At 60.4% G+C, this 19,513-nt stretch carries 16 protein-coding genes; 9 read left to right on the top strand and 7 right to left on the bottom strand.

What is annotated here, in order from left to right:
• Positions 1 to 116: 116 nt before the first annotated feature.
• The 6 genes from BLU24_RS18720 to BLU24_RS18695 all read left to right on the top strand — a co-directional run bounded on the left by BLU24_RS18720 (position 117) and on the right by BLU24_RS18695 (position 6,143).
• Positions 117 to 770 (top strand): ABC transporter ATP-binding protein, encoded by a 654-nt coding sequence (locus BLU24_RS18720; protein ID WP_093102652.1) that lies wholly within the window; start codon positions 117 to 119, stop codon positions 768 to 770.
• Entirely contained in the window at positions 767 to 3,238 is a 2,472-nt protein-coding gene (locus tag BLU24_RS18715; RefSeq protein WP_093102649.1) for an ABC transporter permease, read from the top strand. The genes BLU24_RS18720 and BLU24_RS18715 overlap by 4 nt, the downstream gene beginning before the upstream one ends.
• Positions 3,228 to 4,295, top strand: coding sequence for a lipocalin-like domain-containing protein (locus BLU24_RS18710; RefSeq protein WP_093102647.1), 1,068 nt, complete (start codon positions 3,228 to 3,230; stop codon positions 4,293 to 4,295). Before BLU24_RS18715 ends, BLU24_RS18710 begins: the two co-directional genes overlap by 11 nt.
• 725 nt (positions 4,296 to 5,020) lie before the next feature.
• Positions 5,021 to 5,263 (top strand): hypothetical protein, encoded by a 243-nt coding sequence (locus BLU24_RS18705; protein WP_093102644.1) that lies wholly within the window; start codon positions 5,021 to 5,023, stop codon positions 5,261 to 5,263.
• Positions 5,264 to 5,274: 11 nt separating this feature from the next.
• Complete coding sequence (locus BLU24_RS18700) at positions 5,275 to 5,472, top strand: hypothetical protein (RefSeq protein ID WP_090282736.1); 198 nt, start codon at positions 5,275 to 5,277, stop codon at positions 5,470 to 5,472.
• An 86-nt stretch (positions 5,473 to 5,558) separates the two neighbouring features.
• The gene (locus BLU24_RS18695) at positions 5,559 to 6,143 is read left to right on the top strand and encodes a hypothetical protein (protein WP_093102641.1); all 585 of its coding nucleotides are present in this window, start codon (positions 5,559 to 5,561) and stop codon (positions 6,141 to 6,143) included.
• Between the two features lie 323 nt (positions 6,144 to 6,466).
• Here BLU24_RS18695 and BLU24_RS18690 read toward each other — a convergent pair whose 3' ends face one another.
• Positions 6,467 to 7,294 (bottom strand): glycosyltransferase, encoded by an 828-nt coding sequence (locus BLU24_RS18690; RefSeq protein WP_093106845.1) that lies wholly within the window; start codon positions 7,292 to 7,294, stop codon positions 6,467 to 6,469.
• A 247-nt stretch (positions 7,295 to 7,541) separates the two neighbouring features.
• Here BLU24_RS18690 and BLU24_RS18685 point away from each other — a divergent pair, with 247 nt between their 5' ends.
• Positions 7,542 to 8,513 carry a tetratricopeptide repeat protein gene (locus tag BLU24_RS18685; protein WP_093102638.1) on the top strand — a complete coding sequence of 324 codons (972 nt, stop codon included), beginning with the start codon at positions 7,542 to 7,544 and terminating at the stop codon, positions 8,511 to 8,513.
• Positions 8,514 to 8,890: 377 nt separating this feature from the next.
• Here BLU24_RS18685 and hglS read toward each other — a convergent pair whose 3' ends face one another.
• From hglS to BLU24_RS18655, 6 genes are all read right to left on the bottom strand, one after another.
• Positions 8,891 to 10,279 carry a 2-oxoadipate dioxygenase/decarboxylase HglS gene (hglS, locus tag BLU24_RS18680; RefSeq protein ID WP_093102635.1) on the bottom strand — a complete coding sequence of 463 codons (1,389 nt, stop codon included), beginning with the start codon at positions 10,277 to 10,279 and terminating at the stop codon, positions 8,891 to 8,893.
• A gap of 88 nt (positions 10,280 to 10,367) precedes the next feature.
• The gene (gene glcF, locus BLU24_RS18675) at positions 10,368 to 11,588 is read right to left on the bottom strand and encodes a glycolate oxidase subunit GlcF (protein WP_093102632.1); all 1,221 of its coding nucleotides are present in this window, start codon (positions 11,586 to 11,588) and stop codon (positions 10,368 to 10,370) included.
• 2 nt (positions 11,589 to 11,590) lie between these two features.
• A complete protein-coding gene (glcE, locus tag BLU24_RS18670; protein WP_093102629.1) occupies positions 11,591 to 12,640 on the bottom strand; it encodes a glycolate oxidase subunit GlcE in 1,050 nt (349 codons plus the stop codon).
• The gene (gene glcD / locus BLU24_RS18665; RefSeq protein ID WP_093102626.1) at positions 12,640 to 14,139 is read right to left on the bottom strand and encodes a glycolate oxidase subunit GlcD; all 1,500 of its coding nucleotides are present in this window, start codon (positions 14,137 to 14,139) and stop codon (positions 12,640 to 12,642) included. Before glcD ends, glcE begins: the two co-directional genes overlap by 1 nt.
• An 82-nt stretch (positions 14,140 to 14,221) precedes the next feature.
• Complete coding sequence (locus BLU24_RS18660; RefSeq protein WP_093102623.1) at positions 14,222 to 15,145, bottom strand: alpha/beta fold hydrolase; 924 nt, start codon at positions 15,143 to 15,145, stop codon at positions 14,222 to 14,224.
• A gap of 21 nt (positions 15,146 to 15,166) precedes the next feature.
• Entirely contained in the window at positions 15,167 to 16,621 is a 1,455-nt protein-coding gene (locus BLU24_RS18655; protein WP_093102620.1) for a flavin-containing monooxygenase, read from the bottom strand.
• Between the two features lie 177 nt (positions 16,622 to 16,798).
• Here BLU24_RS18655 and BLU24_RS18650 point away from each other — a divergent pair, with 177 nt between their 5' ends.
• Together BLU24_RS18650 and BLU24_RS18645 are read left to right on the top strand one after the other, a co-directional pair.
• Entirely contained in the window at positions 16,799 to 17,872 is a 1,074-nt protein-coding gene (locus BLU24_RS18650) for a diguanylate cyclase (protein WP_093102617.1), read from the top strand.
• A 212-nt stretch (positions 17,873 to 18,084) separates the two neighbouring features.
• Positions 18,085 to 19,323 carry a M20/M25/M40 family metallo-hydrolase gene (locus BLU24_RS18645; RefSeq protein ID WP_093102615.1) on the top strand — a complete coding sequence of 413 codons (1,239 nt, stop codon included), beginning with the start codon at positions 18,085 to 18,087 and terminating at the stop codon, positions 19,321 to 19,323.
• The last annotated feature ends 190 nt before the right edge of the window (positions 19,324 to 19,513 follow it).

The raw sequence follows: 19,513 nt of genomic DNA, 5'->3' as shown, positions 1-19,513 counted from the left end.
TATCGGTGGACTGTCACGCAGGGTAGGGCGGACCGCTGCCACAGCGATGATCATCAACGGACAAAAACCATTCAGGGCCGCTATCCTTGGCCCAGACTCATTGATCAGGTTCAGCCATGCTTGAGGTTCGCAACGTCCACAAAAGTTACCCCACGCCACAGGGTTCGCTGCCGGTATTGCAGGGCGTCGACCTGACGCTGGCGGCCGGCAGCAGTCTGGCGCTGATGGGCGAATCGGGCAGCGGCAAAAGCACGTTGCTGCATCTGGTCGCCGGCCTCGACAAGGTCGACCGCGGCAGCATTCACAGCGGTGAACATCGGCTGGAGTCGATGAGCGAGGCGCAACTGGCTAACTGGCGGCGTACGGAAATCGGTCTGGTGTTCCAGCAGTTCAACCTGATCGGCAGTTTGCGCGTTGAGGACAATCTGGCGTTTCAGGCGCGGCTGGCCGGGCGCCATGAGCCGCGCTGGCAGGCGCATCTGGTGCAGCGTCTGGGCCTGGGCGATTTGCTCAAGCGTTATCCCGAACAACTTTCCGGTGGTCAGCAGCAGCGGGTCGCGCTGGGCCGGGCGCTGGCGTCGCAGCCGAAATTACTGCTGGCCGACGAACCCACCGGCAGCCTCGATGAAGCCACCAGCGATGAAGTGCTGCGCCTGCTGCTGGAACTGCTTGATGACACGCCGACCACGCTGTTGATGGTCACGCACAGTCCACGAGTCGCGGCGCGTCTGGCGCAGCAAGTGGTGCTGTCCAGCGGGCGCTTGACGTGATGGTTTTCCGGCAGACGCTGCGCGCACTGCTCAGCCATTGGCGGCGCCATCCGGTGCAGTTTTTCAGCGTGCTCACCGGCCTGTGGCTGGCGACCAGCCTGCTGACCGGCGTCGAGGCGCTGAACAGTCAGGCGCGCGACAGCTACGCGCGGGCCAGTCAACTGATCGGCGGCGAACCGCAGGCCAGCCTGAGCACACCCGGCGGGGCGACTTTTTCTCAGCAATGGTTCGTGGATTTGCGCCGCCAGGGCTGGCCGGTCTCGCCGCTGTTGCAGGGGCGCTTGTTGCTCAAGGGGCACGAAGACCAACGCCTGCAATTGATGGGCATCGAACCGGTTTCCTTGCCCGCCGATTCGGCCGTGGCCGGGCAGGCGCTGCCCATTGAACGGGTTGTCGAATTCTTCACGCCGCCGGGCAGCACGTGGATTTCCGCCGATACCTTGCAGGCGCTGAAACTGCGCGAAGGTGCTACGCCGCAAACAGTAAACGGCCAGGTTTTGCCACCGCTCGTGGTCCAGAAAGACATGGCGCCCGGCGTGTTGCTGGTGGACATCGGCGTGGCGCAAACCGTGCTCGAACAACCGGGGCAACTGTCACGAATGCTGCTGCCCAAGGATTTTCACGCTGAGTTGCCAGACTCGTTCAAAGGCCAGTTGCAACTCAAAAGCAGTGGCGAAGAAAACAACCTCGCGCGGCTGACCGAGAGCTTTCACCTGAATCTCGATGCCTTGGGCTTTCTGTCGTTTGTGGTCGGATTGTTCATCGTGCACGCGGCCATCGGTCTGGCGCTTGAACAGCGTCGTGGCCTGCTGCGCACGTTGCGCGCTTGCGGGGTCAGTGCGCGAATGCTGATCACCTGTCTGATCGTCGAGCTTGGTGTGCTGGCATTGCTCGGCGGCGTATTTGGCGTGATCAGCGGCTACTGGTTGGCCAGCGTATTGCTGCCGGATGTCGCCGCCAGCCTGCGCGGGCTGTATGGCGCGGAAGTGGCGGGGCAGTTGCGGTTAAGTCCCTGGTGGTGGTTCAGCGGCATCGGTTTGAGCCTGCTCGGCGCCTTGCTCGCTGGCGCCAGCAGCCTGTTGCGGGCGGCGCGTCTGCCATTGCTCGCGGTCGCCGATCCGCAGGCCTGGCACGAGCAATATTCCCGCTGGTTGCGTCGGCAAGGTTGGTTGGCGGCGGGCTTGCTGGCGATTGCGCTGGCGGCGCTGGTCTGGGGCGACAGCCTGAGCAGCGGCTTCGTCTTGATGGCCGGGCTGCTGCTCGGCGCGGCGCTGGCCTTGCCGGTGCTGCTCAGCGCACTGTTGACGCCGTTGCTGGGGCGCAGTCGTTCGGTGCTGGGGCAGTGGTTTCTCGCCGATTGCCGGCAGCAATTGCCAGCATTGAGTCTGGCGCTGATGGCGCTGCTGCTGGCGCTGGCCGCCAACATCGGCGCGGGCAGCATGACCGCCGGGTTTCGCCAGACCTTCAACGACTGGCTCGAACAACGCCTGAGCGCCGAGTTGTACATCAACCCAAGCAATCCGGCGCAGTCGCGGGAAATGTACAGTTGGCTCAAGCAGCAGCCGAATGTCCGCGCGGTGCTGCCCAACTGGGAGGTCACGGTGACACTGCAAGGCTGGCCGGCGGAGCTGTTCGGCATCGTCGATCATGCGCATTATCGCCAGCACTGGCCGCTGCTCGACAGCAATGGCAGCGACCCTTGGGCGCATCTGGCAACGGACGATGCGGTGATGCTCAGCGAGCAACTGGCGCGCCGGCTCAAGGTGCGCGCGGGCGATCGACTGACGATTCCCGCGCCGAATGGCACATGGTCGCCGCGCATCGTCGGCATCTACGCCGATTACGGCAATCCCAAGGGCCACTTGCTGGTCAACAGCAATCATCTGCTGCGCGGCTGGCCGCAACTGACGCCGAACCGTTTCAATTTGCGTATCGATCCGCAGCAGATCCCGTCGTTTCTGCATGCCTTGCAGACACGTTTTCAACTGGACGATAGCCGCATCATCGATCAGGCCCGACTCAAGGGCTGGTCGATGCAGGTTTTCGAACGCACCTTTGCCGCGACGGCGGCGTTGAACAGCCTGACCCTGGCGGTCGCGGGTGTCGCGTTGTTTATCAGCCTGCTGACGCAGAGCCAAAGCCGTCTCGGCCAGCTCGCGCCGTTGTGGGCGCTGGGCGTCACGCGGCGGCAACTGATGCTGCTCAACCTTGGCCAGACCTGGCTGCTGGCGGTGTTGACGCTGATTTTGGCGTTGCCGCTGGGCATCGCACTGGCGTGGTGCCTCGATGCGGTGATCAACGTGCAGGCGTTCGGCTGGCGCCTGCCGTTGCGCGTGTTCCCGTGGCAACTGCTGCAGCTGATGGGGTTGGCGCTGCTGGCGACCTTGCTCGCCTCGGCGTGGCCGCTGTATTCGCTGTACCGCACGCAACCGGCGGACCTGCTGAGGACGTTTGCCCATGAGGATTAAGCTCGTTGCGCTGCTGGCCGCGCTGTTGCTCACCGCTTGCGATCCGTCCGTGTCGGAACAGAAGGGCTTTGCCGGCATGGGCGCGCAGGCGCAGGCGTTCACCCCGGTAGTGCCGGGGCGGGTGTTCAGTTTTCCAGCCGATCACGGCGCGCATGATGGCTTTCGCATCGAATGGTGGTACGTCACGGCGAATCTCAAGGACCCGCAAGGCAGCGATTTCGGCGTGCAATGGACGTTGTTTCGCAGCGCCTTGAAACCTGAGGCGGAGCAGGCAGGGTGGGGCAACCAGACGGTGTGGCTGGGGCATGCGGCGGTGACATCAAGCACGGTGCATCACGCGGCCGAGCGCTACGCGCGCGGTGGCGTCGGGCAGGCCGGTGTGCGCCTGGCGCCGTTCGAGGCGTGGATCGATGACTGGATGTTTGCCGGCAAGGCGGCTGATCCGTTGAGCGACATGCAGCTGCGCGCTCGCGATAAAAATTTCGCTTACGACCTGCGGCTGACGTCCAGCCGGCCGCTGGTGCTGCAGGGTGACAAGGGGTTCAGTCAAAAGTCGGAGCAGGGGCAGGCGTCGTATTACTACAGTCAGCCGTTTTTTCAGGCCAGCGGGACGCTGCAGATCGATGGCCAGACTTACACGGTCAGCGGGCCGGCGTGGCTGGATCGGGAATGGAGCAGCCAGCCGCTGACAGCCAATCAGACCGGTTGGGACTGGTTTTCCCTGCATCTGGACAGCGGTGAGCATGTGATGCTTTATCGGATGCGGCAGAAGGAGGGGGCGGCTTATCTGACCGGTACGTGGATTGCTGCGGATGGGCAGATTCAGACGTTGCGTCGCGAGCAGATCAGTCTGGAGCCGCAGGACACGGCCGAGGTCGCTGGGCGGTCGATGCCGGTGAAGTGGTGGGTCCGCATTCCGGACAAGCACCTCGATATCAGTGTCGATGCGCTTAATCGCGATGCCTGGATGGATCTGCGTATTCCTTATTGGGAGGGACCGGTGGGGATTGGGGGGAGTCATGCTGGTCGGGGGTATCTGGAGATGACCGGGTATTGATCGGGTGTGATTTTTTGCAGGCAGCTTGATATCCCGTGTAGGCGTGAGCCTGCTCGCGATGGCTTTCTTTCAGGCGCTGAGTTTTGGGTACATATCCGTTGCTGCGGTAACGGCTGCTTAGGGTTCCGCCCTTACGGCGGGTCACCTTTTTCAAACGCCAAAAAGGTAACCGAAAAGGCTTGCTCCTACGTACGGCCCTCGCAGGCTCGGGTCCCTTCGCTCCGGGATCGATCCGGGCGCAGCGGCTACGGTTTGCTGCGCTGCACCTCCTTCCGCTGTGTCTGGCTGCGCCAGACGGTCGCTGCGCTCCCACGCCCGGATCGATCCCTCCACTCAGCCTTCCGATGTCGCCGGTGACGCAAGATCAAGAGCACTCGAGCTTGCGCTCATTGTTGAGTGGTGAGAAGCGGCGCTTGGCTTGGGATTTGTTTTGGATTCGCCCCTCACCCCCGCCCTCTCCCCTTGGAGAGGGAGCCGATTTGTGGGCTGTTCAAAAGCTGCATACGACGCGGTATCGCACGTCGGTGTAGCTCTCGCATCCACCACGGTCAGTTCCCTCTCCCTCCGGGAGAGGGCTAGGCGGGCGGCGTTCCGATGAGGGGCTTTTGATTTTCAGGCTGTTTCAAGCCTCAACAGCAATCACGATCCGCGCCCAGGCAAACTGCCCGGAACTCTCCCCGCTACTCGCCGCTCTACCCAGAAACCCGCAAATTTCCGGACTCACCATGAGCGACGACTTGCAACCTCCAGACCTCAATACCTGGCAACGCCTGTACGACGATCAGTCCTATTGGCAAAACTCCCCGGACGCTCACTACCTCGACCTGCAGCGCATCGCCGATGATTTGCTCGGTCAGGGTGCCATCGACCTGGAACAGTGGCAGCTGCTGCGTGCCAAGGCCGATGATATGCACAAGGACTCACCCGCGGTGAATGTCGCCCGCGAACTCGACGACCCCGAAGCCTGAGGACTCGCCCCATGAACACTACCGTCAGCCAGAACGACAATCCCGATGAGCCGCGCCCGGCCGGTGAAACCGAGCGTGACAATGATGCCCTGCGACCCACCGATCCCAAGCAACGGCAGAGCAGCAAAGGCACTCCGAGCGGCGAATCCACCGCTCAGGAGACCGCGAAGCCGCACACGCGTGGGCCACAAACGCAGGTCAAGCCCTGAACAGCGTCTATGCTCACTGGCACGCCCGCCGCTGAAGTCGATTCAGCGACGGGCGTCGCCATTTCATAACAGGGAAAGTCATGCATATGAAGCTCGACGCACTGGCCAAGGCCATTACTCTCGCAACGCTCCTGTCTGCCACCAGTTTCGGCGCCTGGGCTGCCGATATTCCGTTATCCGCCGTCGTCGAGGCCGATACCGTTACTACCAAAGTGCTCGCAGTTGACGCTGCCAACCACCAGGTAGTACTGGAAGGGCCCGAGGGCGCCAAGGTCCACGTTCAGCTCAGCGACAAAGCAAAAAATCTTGCCAACCTCAAGGTGGGCGATCTGGTGAAGATCGAGGTGCAGCGCTCGGTCGCCGCTTATCTCGACACCGATGTGGATAAAGGTCTGCCGGGCACCACCGAGCGTACCGGCGAATTGCGCAAGGCGCCGGGCAGCGATAACCCCGGTGGCGAGGCTTACCGGCAGGTACAGGTGCAGTTGAAAATCAGCAAAATTGATTTGAAGTCCAATCAGGTCACCCTCCAGAACCCGTCCGGACAATCGAAGACGCTTGATGTGAAAAAGCCGGAGATTCAAGCGAAACTCAAGGATTTGAAAGTAGGGCAGAGCGTTATTGTCACTTACACCGATATCCTGAAAGTGACCAGTCAGCACGATAGTTGAGTATTAACTCTACAAAATGATTGTTCTTGTACAGCTTTGTGTATGAGAACAATCATATAAAAACCGGATGTAGGAAGTTTCCCGGTAAATATCGACGAGACACAATTTTTAACTTACCAGTACAAAAATTTCATGTTTAAGCCTGACGACATATCCGCCGTCTTCAATTAAAATCCTCTCGGTTCGCCCAGTGTCAGGGCTCTTTACCGGTGCATGGATTGCCAGGCCATTACACTGGGCGGACACCTCTTTGGAGAGCTGTATACAATTTTCTGCAACAAAAAAGGGCGACTGCCAAGTCGCCCTTTTTTTGTTGCTTCGAATTACGCTGAGGCTCGAATATCCGTTTTGCCTTGCTGTCCCTGAAAGCGCTTCAGAGTGGCCTGATACATCTTTGTCCGTCGGTGGTTTTCCCCGTAGATACCTGCCGCAGCGACCGTGCCGGCCTGGATGTGATCCAGATAGCGGAAGATCTTGCGCGGCGAGAGGAATTTGATGCCATAGCCCAAGCCACTCATTCGATCTTGCAGGGCATAACCCGGAACTTGCTCGTCCATGCAGAAGTGCAGTCCCAACGTTTTCATTAGACGCGCATTCCACAGTGTGCAGAAGCTTTTCAAATGCGTTTCTTTATAAGGCCGCGGCTGTTTCGAACGCATGCCCAGATGCAGTTTTACCCGACGAACATGGTGCTTGCAGAATCGCGAAGTTAAACGCCACGTATCACGCAGTAGCCCGCGATTGAGTTGTTCGACACAACCCACTGCTGCCATATCCGGCGACCTGGCGCATTCGCGCATCATCATCGCAAACACTTCCTTGTCGTAGACGAAAGTGTCTGTGTGCAGCAGAAACAAATAATCGGTTTCAACTTTTTCCAAAGCCAGATCCAGCGCCTTGCCATGCGCAATATGCCCCGCTTCCTTGCCCGGCGACGGACGCTCGATCAGGTTGATCCAGTCCAGCGAGCGTAAATAATCGAGGCTGGCATCCGCTGAATCGTTATCCACCACCCACACCGGAATGCGCTGCGCCTGGACGTGCTCGCGCAGCAGCTCAAGGCACATCCGGGTGATGTCCGGGGTTTTGTAATTGACCAGGACAAGGCTGAAATTCGCTGGCGGCTGGCTGGGTAAATCAAAGGCTTTCATGTCGGAAGGATTCATTCACGGCTCATGACGACAGGGTTCATGAGCGCGATGCTAGCGAGGGAAGCTTAGGTGAAGCTTAATTTGCGGGTGGGACGGTTTTTGTGCGGTGCGGAGTAGGGCGCTGGGCGTCGAACGTGCGAGCGCTGACAATAGAAATGCATTGAGTGCTGCTGATGAATACCGGATAAAATGCGCGCCCTCTCATCCTGTCGTCATCTGGATATCGTCAAGCCACAAGGAAGTAACAATGAGTAAGCGTTTCAAAACTAGAGCTGTGAGTACTGCTTTTTTTTCATTGCTGATCACTTGCAATGCTTGGGCACAGGGACCGCGCGAGCTGTATGACGCCATGAAAGCCGGGAAATGCGTACCCAATTCTGAACAGCTTCATGAGCAAGCTGTCGCAGGCGATCCAGACGCGCAGACGCAATTTGGCAAAGCGATTCAGGAGAACCTCTGCGGCATCGTTGAACAGTGGTCCCCAGGTATGCCCGAAGAGTGGTTTCGCAAGCCTGCGGAACTAGGTAATGCCGAAGCGCAAGTCGGATTGGCTGAGGAACTTAGTTGGGATCGAAGTATTGAAGGGGAGGAGGCCGGTGTTTATTGGGACCTGAAAGCTGCAGAACAAGGGAACGCCAAAGCTCAATTCAGTCTGGCGCAGATTTACCATCGAGGCGGTCGCTCCATTAAGAACCTGAAGGATATGGAGAAGGCCTTGGCGTATTACAACCAGGCGGCTGAAGGCGGATATATCATGGCCTATATGTCGCTGGCGGACATCTACGACAAGGGTGACGAAGTCCCGAAGAATGATGAAGTCGCTGCGAAGTGGTTTCGAAAGGCCGCGGAGTCTGGGGATGCTTACGGTCAAAACAATTTTGCCGAAATGCTGGCTACCGGACGCGGTGTTGGAAAGGATGAGGGGCGTGCTGTTATGTGGTATCGCAAATCGGCCGAACAAGGGAACCAGTACTCTCAATATGAACTGGCAAAAATGTTGGAACAGGGACGTGGAGTTGCGCGCGACGAACGTGAAGCGGCCAGACTTTACCAGCAGTCAGCAGATGCAGACTTTGGTAACGCGCAGTTGGCATTAGGCAAAATGTACGCACAGGGCCGAGGCGGGCTGCCAAAGAGCAAATCCAAAGCTGAGTTCTGGATGCTCAAAGCTGTGGGGCGCTATGCGCCAGGGGCAAAAGAAGAACTGGAGAAGCTCTGATAAAAAACAAAATCCGAGATCGCTTTTTTGTGCTCAGGCGAGTCATCGGCGACTGATACACTGCTATCGCCAGCAGGCTGGCTCCCACAATGGATTTGTGTGCTGCCGCAGAGCTTGCGTCCAGCGCGAAACATGGGAGCGAGCTTGCTCGCGAAGGCGTCGGGTCAGGAAAATCCTTGGTGGCTGATACACCGCTATCGCGAGCAGGCTCACTCCTACAGGGGATTTGCGTGCTGCCGCAGAGTCTGTGTTCCCCGCGAGACCTGTAGGAGTGAGCCTGCTCGCGATGGCGTCGCTTCAGGCGAATCCTCGTTTACTGACCCACCGCTATCGCGAGCAGGCTCGCTCCACAGTGGATTTGTGGATTGCCTCAGAAGTCAGCGCAATTTGATCCGCAACACCGCGGCGCACTTCTCGATCGAGCGCTGTTGCGTCGCGGCATACAAACCCAGTTCGTCGATGGTCGCGCGCCCGAGCGCTTGTTCGAAGGCCTGGCGATTGGAATGTTCGCCATAGTGCGTCTGCGCCGCGTCGCCGAGGTTTGACTGAAAAATTCCCGCCGCACTCACCGGCAGGAAATCTTCGTACACCAGTGGCTCAGCTTTCACATAGCCCCTACGCAACAAATCTTCCAGCGACGACTCTCTGAGACCACTCGCCGCCATACCATTTTCCGTAGCGAAATAGCGAAAATACGCCAGCCCCTGTTCGTGCATGCCCTCGACGTTGTCAGGGAATTCGCCAAAATGCTGAGTCATCAGTGCGTTGTAGCGTACGGCGTTGCCTTCGTTGGGAAAATCGCCCAGCTCATCCCGCGCCGCATTCAGCAATCGGTCATACAGCGCTCGGCCTTTGGGTGTCAGCGCCGCACCGCGTTGTTCGATTTCGCCGAAGCGCGCGCTGTGACTGCCGCGGGTCTGCTGCTGATCGGTGAAGGCGACCGGCTCGTCCAGTGCCTTGAAACTGGTCTGGCGCAGCAGGATCGGACATTGCCGGCGCGGTGGGCCTTCAATCACTGCTTTGGGGGTGATGCCATGCTTCGGCATCTGTTCCTGCACGCGGTCGATGTCCAGCGTACGCGGGGTAAGGTGGTTGATATGCGGACCTTTGAAGGCGACGACGTCGGCGATCAAACGGTGCTGCGCGCTCAGCGTCTGGTATTGCGCGGCGGTGACGGTGGCGCTGTGGTGCCAGCGAAAGGTTTCCAGTGCCTGTAAGACGAATGCCTCGGCCTCGCTTTCATTCAGCCCGCCCGCCGTTTCAGCATGGGCGATCAGGCGCAATGCTTGCGGGGTAAAAATAGATCGCCGAGCCAGCACCGATTCGGCAAAGGCGCGCACGTCGGCATCTTCGATCAGCTCCAGGCGTAACAGCGAAGTGAACACTCGAAACGGGCTGACCTGTAAGGCGTCTTCATGCACCGCGCGAAACGCCGTGGAATGTACCGGCACCCCCGCCGGGGTCAGGTCGTAATAGCCCACCGGCTGCATGCCCATCACCGCAAACAGGCGGGCGAGGGTGGCCAGTTCGGTAGCGGTGCCGACGCGGATGGCGCCGTGGCGCTCCATGTCCAGGCGTTCGATTTCACCGCTGCTGTGCAGTTGCCGGGCGATGTCCGGTTGGCGAGCAAGCACGTCACGGTTGGTCTGCTCCACCAACTCCATCAATGCGCCGTACAGCGGCACTTCTTCGCGGTACATGTCCGACATCGCTTTGGAGAAGCGTTGGCGGATCAGGTCGGGGCTGACAAACGGCTGCACGGTCATGAAAAAAAATCCTGCCACGGTCACGGAATGGATAGCGGAAAAGATCGCAGCCTTCGCCCACCCGGGCAAACGAAGAATCCTACGAACTTCATTCTGCCAACGACTGATCCACCAGTTCGATCCAGTGCACCACGCGGGTACGCCCGGCGCTGGCCAGATGGCTTTGGCAACCGACGTTGGAGGTGACGATCAACTGCGGCCGGCCACTCTCCAGCGCGTTGAGGCGGTTATCGCGCAACTGCCGGGCCAGCAGCGGTTGCGTCAGCGAATAAGTGCCTGCCGAGCCGCAACACAAATGGCCGTCCGGCACGGCGGTGAGATTGAAACCGAGACGGGTCAACACCGACTCCACCGCGCCGCCGAGTTTCAGCGCGTGTTGCAAGGTGCACGGGCAATGCACGGCGATTCGTTGTTCGCTGGCAGCGCACACCTGTTCCAGCGGTTCCTGCGCGAGGATCTGCACCAGATCCAGCGTCCGCTCGCTGATATGCCGTGCCTTGGCCGCATAAGCCGGATCGTTTTCCAGCAAATGCCCATAATCCTTGATAAATGCGCCGCAGCCGCTGGCGGTTTGCACGATCGCTTCGGCGCCGTTCTGCAGGTGAGGCCACCACGCATCGATATTTTTCCGGGCTCGATCGAGGCCTTTGGCTTGGGCGTCGAGGTGATAATCCAGCGCGCCGCAACAACCGGCCTCCGCAACCGGGGTGACACTGATGCCGAGTCGATCCAGCACTCGCGCCGTCGCATCGTTGGTGTTCGGCGACAGCCCCGGTTGCACGCAGCCTTCCAGTAGCAACACGCGGCGCGCATGCCGAGGAGCGGGGCGCGAATCGTTGCCTGACACCGCGTGCGGCAGTTTGCTTTCCAGCAAACGCGGCAACAGCGGCCTGAATGTCGCGCCTACCCGCAACAAGCTTTTGAACACGCGTGGATTCGGCGCCAGGGCCCGCAGGCCCTCACGCAACAGCCGCTGAGCCGGTGTACGCGGCACGGCCTGATCGACCACCGCACGGCCAATGTCGAGCAGGTTGTGATAGTCGACGCCGGACGGACAGGTGGTTTCGCAATTGCGGCAGGACAGGCAACGATCCAGATGCAGTTGCGTCTGCGCGGTCGCCGGTGCGCCTTCGAGCACTTGCTTGATCAGATAGATGCGCCCACGCGGGCCATCGAGCTCATCGCCGAGCAGTTGATAGGTCGGGCAGGTCGCGTTGCAGAAGCCGCAATGCACGCAGGTGCGCAGAATCTTTTCCGCCTCGGCGGCTCGGGGCAGCTGTCGCGCTTGTTCGCTGAGCGTGGTTTGCATGGCTAGAACTCCGCGTACATCCGCCCGGGGTTGAACAGCCCTTGCGGATCGAGTTGCGCCTTGAGCTGGCGGTGATAGCGCAACAGCGTCGGCGCCAACGGCTGGAACGGTGTGTCACTGGCACCGTGGCTGAAACAAGTGGCATGGCCGCCAAGCGACTGGGCGAGGGCGTGAATCCCGGTGCTGTCGGACTTCAGCCAGCGTTGCGCGCCGGCCCAGTCGATCAATTGCTCGCCAGGCAGCTCCAGCGGGCTGAGATTGTTGGGTAGCGACAGGCGCCACAGCGGCAGGCCTTCATCGAAAAAGGCCAGGCGATGCTCGTTCAGATCGCTCCAGAAAATCGAGTCCAACGGTTCACCACCGAGGCGTTGATGCGCCGCGGTCACCGAACCTTCGCCGCCCTCAACGCGCAAATAAAGACTTGTGCCATCGTGACACGCCGCACTGATCGGCAGCGGTTGCTGACCCCACTCGGCAAGTTTGCTCAAGGCGCGGGTGCAGTCGATATCCAGGCGAATGCTCAGGCACTGGCGCGGTTTGGGCAGGACCTTCAGCGAGACTTCGGTGAGCACGCCAAGGCAACCAAAACTGCCGGCCATCAGCCGTGACAGGTCGTACCCGGCGACGTTTTTCATCACTTCGCCGCCAAAACGCAAGTGCTGACCGAGACCGGTGATGACTCGCGTGCCGAGCACGAAGTCGCGCACCGAGCCTGACCACGGCCGCCGCGGGCCCGATAAACCTGTCGCGGTCATGCCGCCGACAGTGGCGCTGTCGGTGAATGCCGGCGGTTCGCACGGCAGCATTTGCCCGGCGCTGTCCAGTGCTGAAAGCAGCTCTGATAACGGCGTCCCCGCGCGCGCGGTGATCACCAGTTCGGTCGGTTCATAGCGCACGATGCCACAGTGCGCACGAGTGTCGAGTATTTCGCCCGCCACCTCGCGACCGAGAAACGCCTTGCTGTTGCCCCCCTGGATTTTCAACGGTGTGCGATTGGCGCGGGCGGCGTTGACCTGATCGAGCAGGGCGCTGGCGCCGTCGAAATCGGCCATCAGAAACGCTCCAGCTCGGGGAATGGCAGTTGCCCAGCGTGAATGTGCATGGCACCAAATTCGGCGCAGCGGTGCAGGGTCGGGATGTTCTTGCCGGGATTGAGCAGGCCTTTGGGATCGAACGCCGCTTTTACTGCATGGAACAGGCTCAGTTCGTCACTGTTGAATTGCGCGCACATCTGATTGATTTTCTCGCGGCCGACACCGTGCTCGCCGGTAATGCTGCCGCCGACTTGCACACACAGTTCGAGGATCTTGCCGCCCAACGCTTCCGCGCGCTGCAGTTCGCCCGCTTGGTTGGCGTCGAACAGGATCAGCGGGTGCATGTTGCCGTCGCCGGCATGAAACACGTTGGCAACGCGCAAACCGTACTCTTCGGCAAGCATTGCGATGCCTTGCAGGACTCCGGGCAATTCCCGGCGGGGGATGGTGCCGTCCATGCAGTAATAGTCCGGCGACAAACGGCCAATCGCCGGGAAGGCATTCTTGCGTCCGGCCCAGAAACGCACGCGCTCGGCTTCGTCCTGCGCCTGACGCACTTCAGTCGCCCCCGCGGCGAGCATGACCTCGCGCACACGCTGGCAATCGTCATGCACATCGGCTTCGACGCCATCCAGTTCGCACAGCAGAATGGCTTCGGCCTCGACCGGGTAACCGGCGTGGATGAAGTCTTCGGCGGCGCGGATGGCGAGGTTGTCCATCATTTCCAGTCCGCCGGGAATGATCCCCGCCGCGATGATTTCGGCTACCGCGCGGCCAGCCTTTTCCACCGAATCGAAACTCGCCAGCAGGACTTTCGCCACTTGCGGTCTGGGCAGCAACTTGACCGTGACTTCGGTAATGATCCCCAGCAAGCCTTCGGAACCGGTGAACAGCGCGAGCAAATCGAAACCCGCCGAATCCAGCGCGTCGCAGCCCAGGGTCAGGCGTTCGCCTTCGATGGTCAGCACTTCGATTTTCAGCAGGTTGTGCACGGTCAGACCGTACTTGAGGCAATGCACGCCGCCAGCGTTTTCGGCGACATTGCCGCCGATCGAACAGGCGATCTGCGAGGAGGGATCCGGCGCGTAGTACAGACCAAACGGCGCAGCTGCCTGGGAAATCGCCAGATTGCGCACCCCCGGCTGAACCCGCGCGGTGCGGGCGGCGGGGTCGATATGCAGAATATTGTTGAACCGCGCCATCACCAGCAACACGCCCTGTTCCAGCGGCAAGGCGCCGCCGGACAAACCGGTGCCGGCACCACGCGCGACCACCGGGACGTTCTGTGCGTGGCAAAGTTTGAGCAGGCTCTGCACCTGATCGAGACGCCGGGGCAGGGCGACCAGCATCGGCGTGGTGCGGTAGGCGGAGAGGCCATCGCATTCGTAAGGTTTCAGTTCTTCCTCGCGCCACAGCAGGTCGAGGTCAGGCACGGCCCGTTGCAGTGCCTTGAGCAATTCGGCCTTGTTCACCTGCGGCAGCGGGCCGTCGAGGCGCTCGTCGTAGAGGATGTTCATCTCAGCTCCAGGCCCCGCCGCTGATCGTTCCCACGCAGAGTGTGGGAACGATCAGCGCCAGAACGATCACGGGAAATTGTCATCACTGGCTTCCAAGAAACGCCTGATACAGGCGTGCGCTATGCGTCGGTTGCTCGACCATCGGCATGTGCCCGACGTGGTCCCAGACCTCTACGCGCAAATTGGTGATGCCCTTGCTCCAGACCGGCACGCTGCTGACGTCGATCAGGCGATCCTTGCGTCCCCAAAGCAACAGCGCCGGGCAGCGAATTTGCGCCAGTATCGGCTCCATCGGCGGGCTGGCGCGGAAGTCGCGGAAGATTTCTTCCAGTTCATCGCGTTGCTGCACGTAGCGCTGGGCAATAGCGTCGAGCACCACCTTTGGCACCCAGGGCGGCGAGGCCATGGTCATTGCGTACAGATAGCGAAACTCTTCGCGGGAATTGACCAGAAACGGATTGTGCCCGCGCGCCAGATGCCGCTCCATGTCGCTGGCCTGCGGCGCGGTGACGCCCGCCGGGTCGATCAGCGCGAGCGAGGCGATTCGCTCGGGACAGGTTGCCGCCAGCCACGCCGCCAGATAGCCGCCCATCGAGTTGCCGATCACATGCACCTTTTCCACGCCGCAGACATCGAGCAACTGGATCATGCGCTTGGCCTGCAGCGGAATATCAAAACCGCCACCGGCCTTGAAGCCGGTTTCACCATGGCCGGGCAAGTCCGGAATGATCACTCGATACTGCCGTACAAAGTGCCGGGAGAAACGCAGCCACAGATTCTTGTCGGCGCTGAAACCGTGCAGCATCAGGATCGCACTGGCCGCTTCGTACGGCCCGCCCTGCCAGGTCGACACCGTCATTTCGGCGATCGGCACTTCGATCTTGTGCAACTTGTACAACCTGGCCTCGATGGCCATGCTCAGGTCGTACAGCCAGTGCCCGATTGCCGGATAACTCAACCAGCTCCAGGCCACGAAAACCGCGAGGGCGACAAACAGCAAAAGCATCGACGTCTTCCTTTTACGTGTTCAGGACAGAATGTGGTCGGCGGGTTTCAGCGCCCGGGTCAAACGGTAGTAGCTGAAACTGAAGCCGGGAAACATGGCGATCACATGACCGCTCTTGCTTTGATACCAGCTGTGGCAACCACCGGACTTCCACACCGTGCGCTGCATTTCCCGGTGGATCATTGCAGTGTAGGTACGTTCTGCGTCGCGGCGCACTTCGATGCTGCGCAACCCTTGATCGCGTACGGTGCGGATGCAATCGATGATGTAGTTCATCTGCGACTCGATGATGAACAGCGCCGAGGTATGGCCGATGCCGGTGTTCGGACCGGTGACAATAAACAGATTGGGAAAGTCCGGCAGGCTGGTGCCCAGATAGGCGCGCGGATATTCGGCCCAGACATCGCTGAGCTGAACGGCGTTTTTTCCGCTGACCGGGTAGGAAATCACCCCGTCGGTGGCGTCGTAACCGGTCGACCAGACAATCAGATCCGCGTCGACATGCTGGCCGTCCGTGGTGTTGATCCCGGTTTCGTCGATGGAAGCGATGCCTTGTTCGCGGCTGTGCAAGCTGACGTTCGGGCGGCTCAATGTCGGGTAGTAAGTACTTGAAACCAGCACGCGTTTGCAGCCGATGGTGAAGTCCGGAATGAGTTTTTCCCGCAACTTTGGGTCCGGCACCTGTCTTTTGAGAAAGCGCAGCGCGTGCTGCTGCACCATGTGGATCGCCGGTTTCGAATACTTGAAGGCAATCACGCGGGTTTCGAACTGCCAGTAGATCAGCCAGCGCAACAGTTTGTACGCAGGTTTACGGCCGAGCAGCCAGCGTTGAATCGGTCCGAATGGGCGATCGGCGCGGGGCAGTACCCAATGCGCTGTGCGCTGAAAAACGTGCAAATGTTCCACTTGCGGCGCTATCGCCGGAATCACCTGGACCGCGCTGGCACCGCTGCCGACGATGGCCACTCGTTTATCGCGATAGTCGTAGCTGTGGTCCCAGTTGTTTGTATGAAACGTCTTGCCCTTGAAGCGATCCCGGCCTGGGAAATGTGGGATTACCGGCTGGCTTAGCGGTCCGCTGGCGTTGATCAGGAATTGCGCGTAGTAGACGCCTTGGCGGCTGGTGTGGACGGCCCAGCGTTTTGCCGACTCGTCCCATTCGACGCGCTCGACATTGGTCTGCAGCTCCACGCGGTCACGCAAATGGAACTCGTCAATGACGTGCTCGGTGTAGCGCTGCAGTTCGGCCTGCCCGGCGAACATCTGCGACCAGCGGAAAGGCGCGAACGACAGGGAATACAGCGGCGACGGCACGTCCACAGCTGCGCCGGGGTAGGTGTTCTGGCACCAGGTGCCGCCGAAAAAGTCCCGTCGCTCCAGCAGTCGAAAATCGTCGATCCCGGCCTTGAGCAGGTTGACCGCCGCACACTGGCCGCCAAAGCCGCTGCCGATGATCAACACTTGGTAGGTGCGCATGGGCCTCCTTCTTATAGTTGTTTTTCCATTTTGCTCCTTTCATGTATAGCCAAAAATTCGCCCGGTGCGCGGCCTTGATGTCGCGCTATTCAGCCCGCTGACCGGTGATGGCGAATTAACGTCGCCCTGATAGACTCCCATCACATCCGCACAGCGGAGTGCGTGATCGAGGTCCTTATGGGAAATGCGGGAGGAAAGGGACTTTCAGTCGCCAGGAGGCTCTATACGTCGCGAATCCTCGGGCTGTTGCTTGGGCTGCTGTGTGTGTCCGTGGCGATGTATGCGCTCGATCCGCCGCTGTGGGTCTGGGCACTGATGTTCTTCAACGGCCTGGTCTGGCCACATCTGGCGTTTCAATGGGCGCGCCGCTCGCGTGTTCCCTATCATGCAGAACACCGGAATCTGTTGATCGATGCTTTTCTCGGTGGTTTCTGGGTCGCCGCGATGCATTTCAACCCATTGCCCACGGCGGTGACGATTTCGATGATGGCGATGAACAACGTCGCGATCGGCGGTGCACGCTTTCTGTTGGCAGGCTCTGCTGCGCAATTGCTTGGGGTGTTCGTCGGCCTGGCGGTATTTGCCCCGGCATTCATCCCGCAGACTTCGCCTGCGCAGATGTACGCCTGTTTCCCGTTATTGCTGCTGTATCCGTTGGCGCTGGGCTGGATCTGCTTTCGTCAGGCCTACAACCTCGGCCGGCATAAACGCGAACTGCTCGCCCTGAGCCGCACCGACAGCCTGACCGGGCTGCTCAACCACGGCGCCTGGAAAGACCAGCTGGAAATTGCCTTTCAACGCTGCAGACGCCAGCAGCAGGGCGCAGCAATTGCTTTGATCGACATCGACCATTTCAAGACGATCAACGACACCTACGGCCATGTCGCCGGCGATATCGTGTTGCGCCAGTTGAGCAAGTTGCTCAAGCACAACCTGCGCGCGACGGACATGGCCGGGCGCTATGGTGGTGACGAGTTCTGCGTGATCCTGCCCGAACTGCCGCTGTTCAACGCCGCCCAGGCCATGGAGGCGTTGCGCGAGCGTTTCGCGATTCTGGGTTATGAGCAGAATCCGGCGCTGAAGGTCAGTTTGAGCATTGGCCTGGCGGCTTACGATCCGATGCATGCCGACGCCACACGCTGGCTCAATGAGGCCGATCAGGCGCTGTACGAAGCCAAGGCGAGCGGGCGTAATCGAGTGATCTGCAATTGCGACGAGCAGCCTCGCCAGCCGGTGCTCGATTCGGTCTGATTGCCCTCTACAAATCCCTTGTAGGAGTGAGCCTGCTCGCGATGGCGTCGTGTCAGCCGACATTGATGCCAGCCGACACGACGCCATCGCGAGCAGGCTCACTCCTACAGGGGTTTTGGGTTGTTGGTTAGATCAGTGTCGCATCCGTTGTAGAGCCGCGCGCCGATGTCGGGTACGGTTAAAGGCCCCGTACGCGAAACAAGGACCGCTTCATGACGTTCTCATTTCCTCGCTCCCTGTTGGCCGCCAGCCTCGGCCTGTCTCTGACCCTCGCTGCCACCGGCGCCTTCGCCGAACCGCACAAGCAAGTGCTCGCCGATGCCGAGCAGTACCAGCCCGAAGCGCTGAAGTTGCTCGAGCGGCTGGTCAATATCGACTCGGGTTCCGGTTACGAACCCGGTCTCAAGCAAGTCAGCGACATCGCCATCGATGAGCTGAAAAAGCTCGGCGCGACGATTGAACTGGTACCGAATACACCGGAAAAGTCCAACCATGTATTGGCCACGCTGAAGGGCACCGGCAAGGCGAAGATCCTGCTGATGGCGCACATGGACACTGTTTTCAAGGAAGGCTCGGCGGCCGAGCGGCCGTTTCACATCAAGGACGGCCGCGCCTACGGGCCGGGGGTGATGGACGACAAGGGCGGTATCGTCGCCGGAATTTATGCGCTGAAAGTGCTGAAGAACCTTGATTTCAAGGACTACGCGCAAATCACCTTCCTGCTCGACGCCAGCGAAGAAACCGGATCGGACGTCGCCACCGACCTGATCAAGAAAACCGCCAAACAGCACGACGTGACCCTCAACCTCGAGCCGGGCCGCCCGGCCGATGGCCTGGTGGTGTGGCGCAAGGGCAGCGCAACGGCGCTGGTCGAGGTCAAGGGCAAAGCCGCGCACGCCGGTGTCGCGCCAGAACTGGGGCGCAACGCCGCCATGGAAGCGGCGCACCAGATTCTGCAACTGGGCAAGCTCGGCGATGAGGCGAAGAAGACCACTATCAACTTCACCGTGCTCAAGGCCGGCGATCGCACCAATGTGATTCCCGATCAAGCCACCGCCAAGGCTGACGTCCGCGCGGCGGTGCCCGAAGAGTTCGATCGGATCGAGAAGGACCTGGCGAGGGTCTCTCAGGACAAGCTGATTGCTGAAACCGAGGTGAAGACCTCGTTGCAGCGCGGCTTGCCGCCAATGCCGCAAACGGCCGAGTCGGATCGCCTGATGGCCATGGCCCAAGGCATCTACGGCGAGATCGGCCGCAAACTGACCGAGGAGGGCAGTGGTGGCGCGGCGGATGCGAGTTTGTCTGCCGGGGTTGGCACGCCGACGCTGGATGGTTTTGGCATTGTTGGCGGCAATATTCATACGCCCGAGGAATACGCCGAAGTGGCGAGCGTGGCGCCGCGGATTTATCTGTTGTCGCGGATGATCATGGAGTTGGCCAAGCCGCGGTGAGGTGATGGGTGGTGTGAGGGTGTCGAGTGGCGTGTCAGACGAATCGGCCCCTCAACCTAACCCTCCCGAAACGTCGGACCGCCCGAAGGGAGAGGGGACTGACCGCGTTGTTTGTAGTCCATGCGGCACCCGGTAGATCAACTTGAATGCAAGTTTGCATTCAACGCGGTCTCTCTCGTAGGCGCAGATC

It is taken from the genome of Pseudomonas sp. Z003-0.4C(8344-21), from assembly GCF_900104975.1.
Classification (GTDB): domain Bacteria; phylum Pseudomonadota; class Gammaproteobacteria; order Pseudomonadales; family Pseudomonadaceae; genus Aquipseudomonas; species Aquipseudomonas granadensis.
Note: the sequence above shows the minus strand (reverse complement) of the source record. Positions and strands in the feature narration are given on the sequence as shown.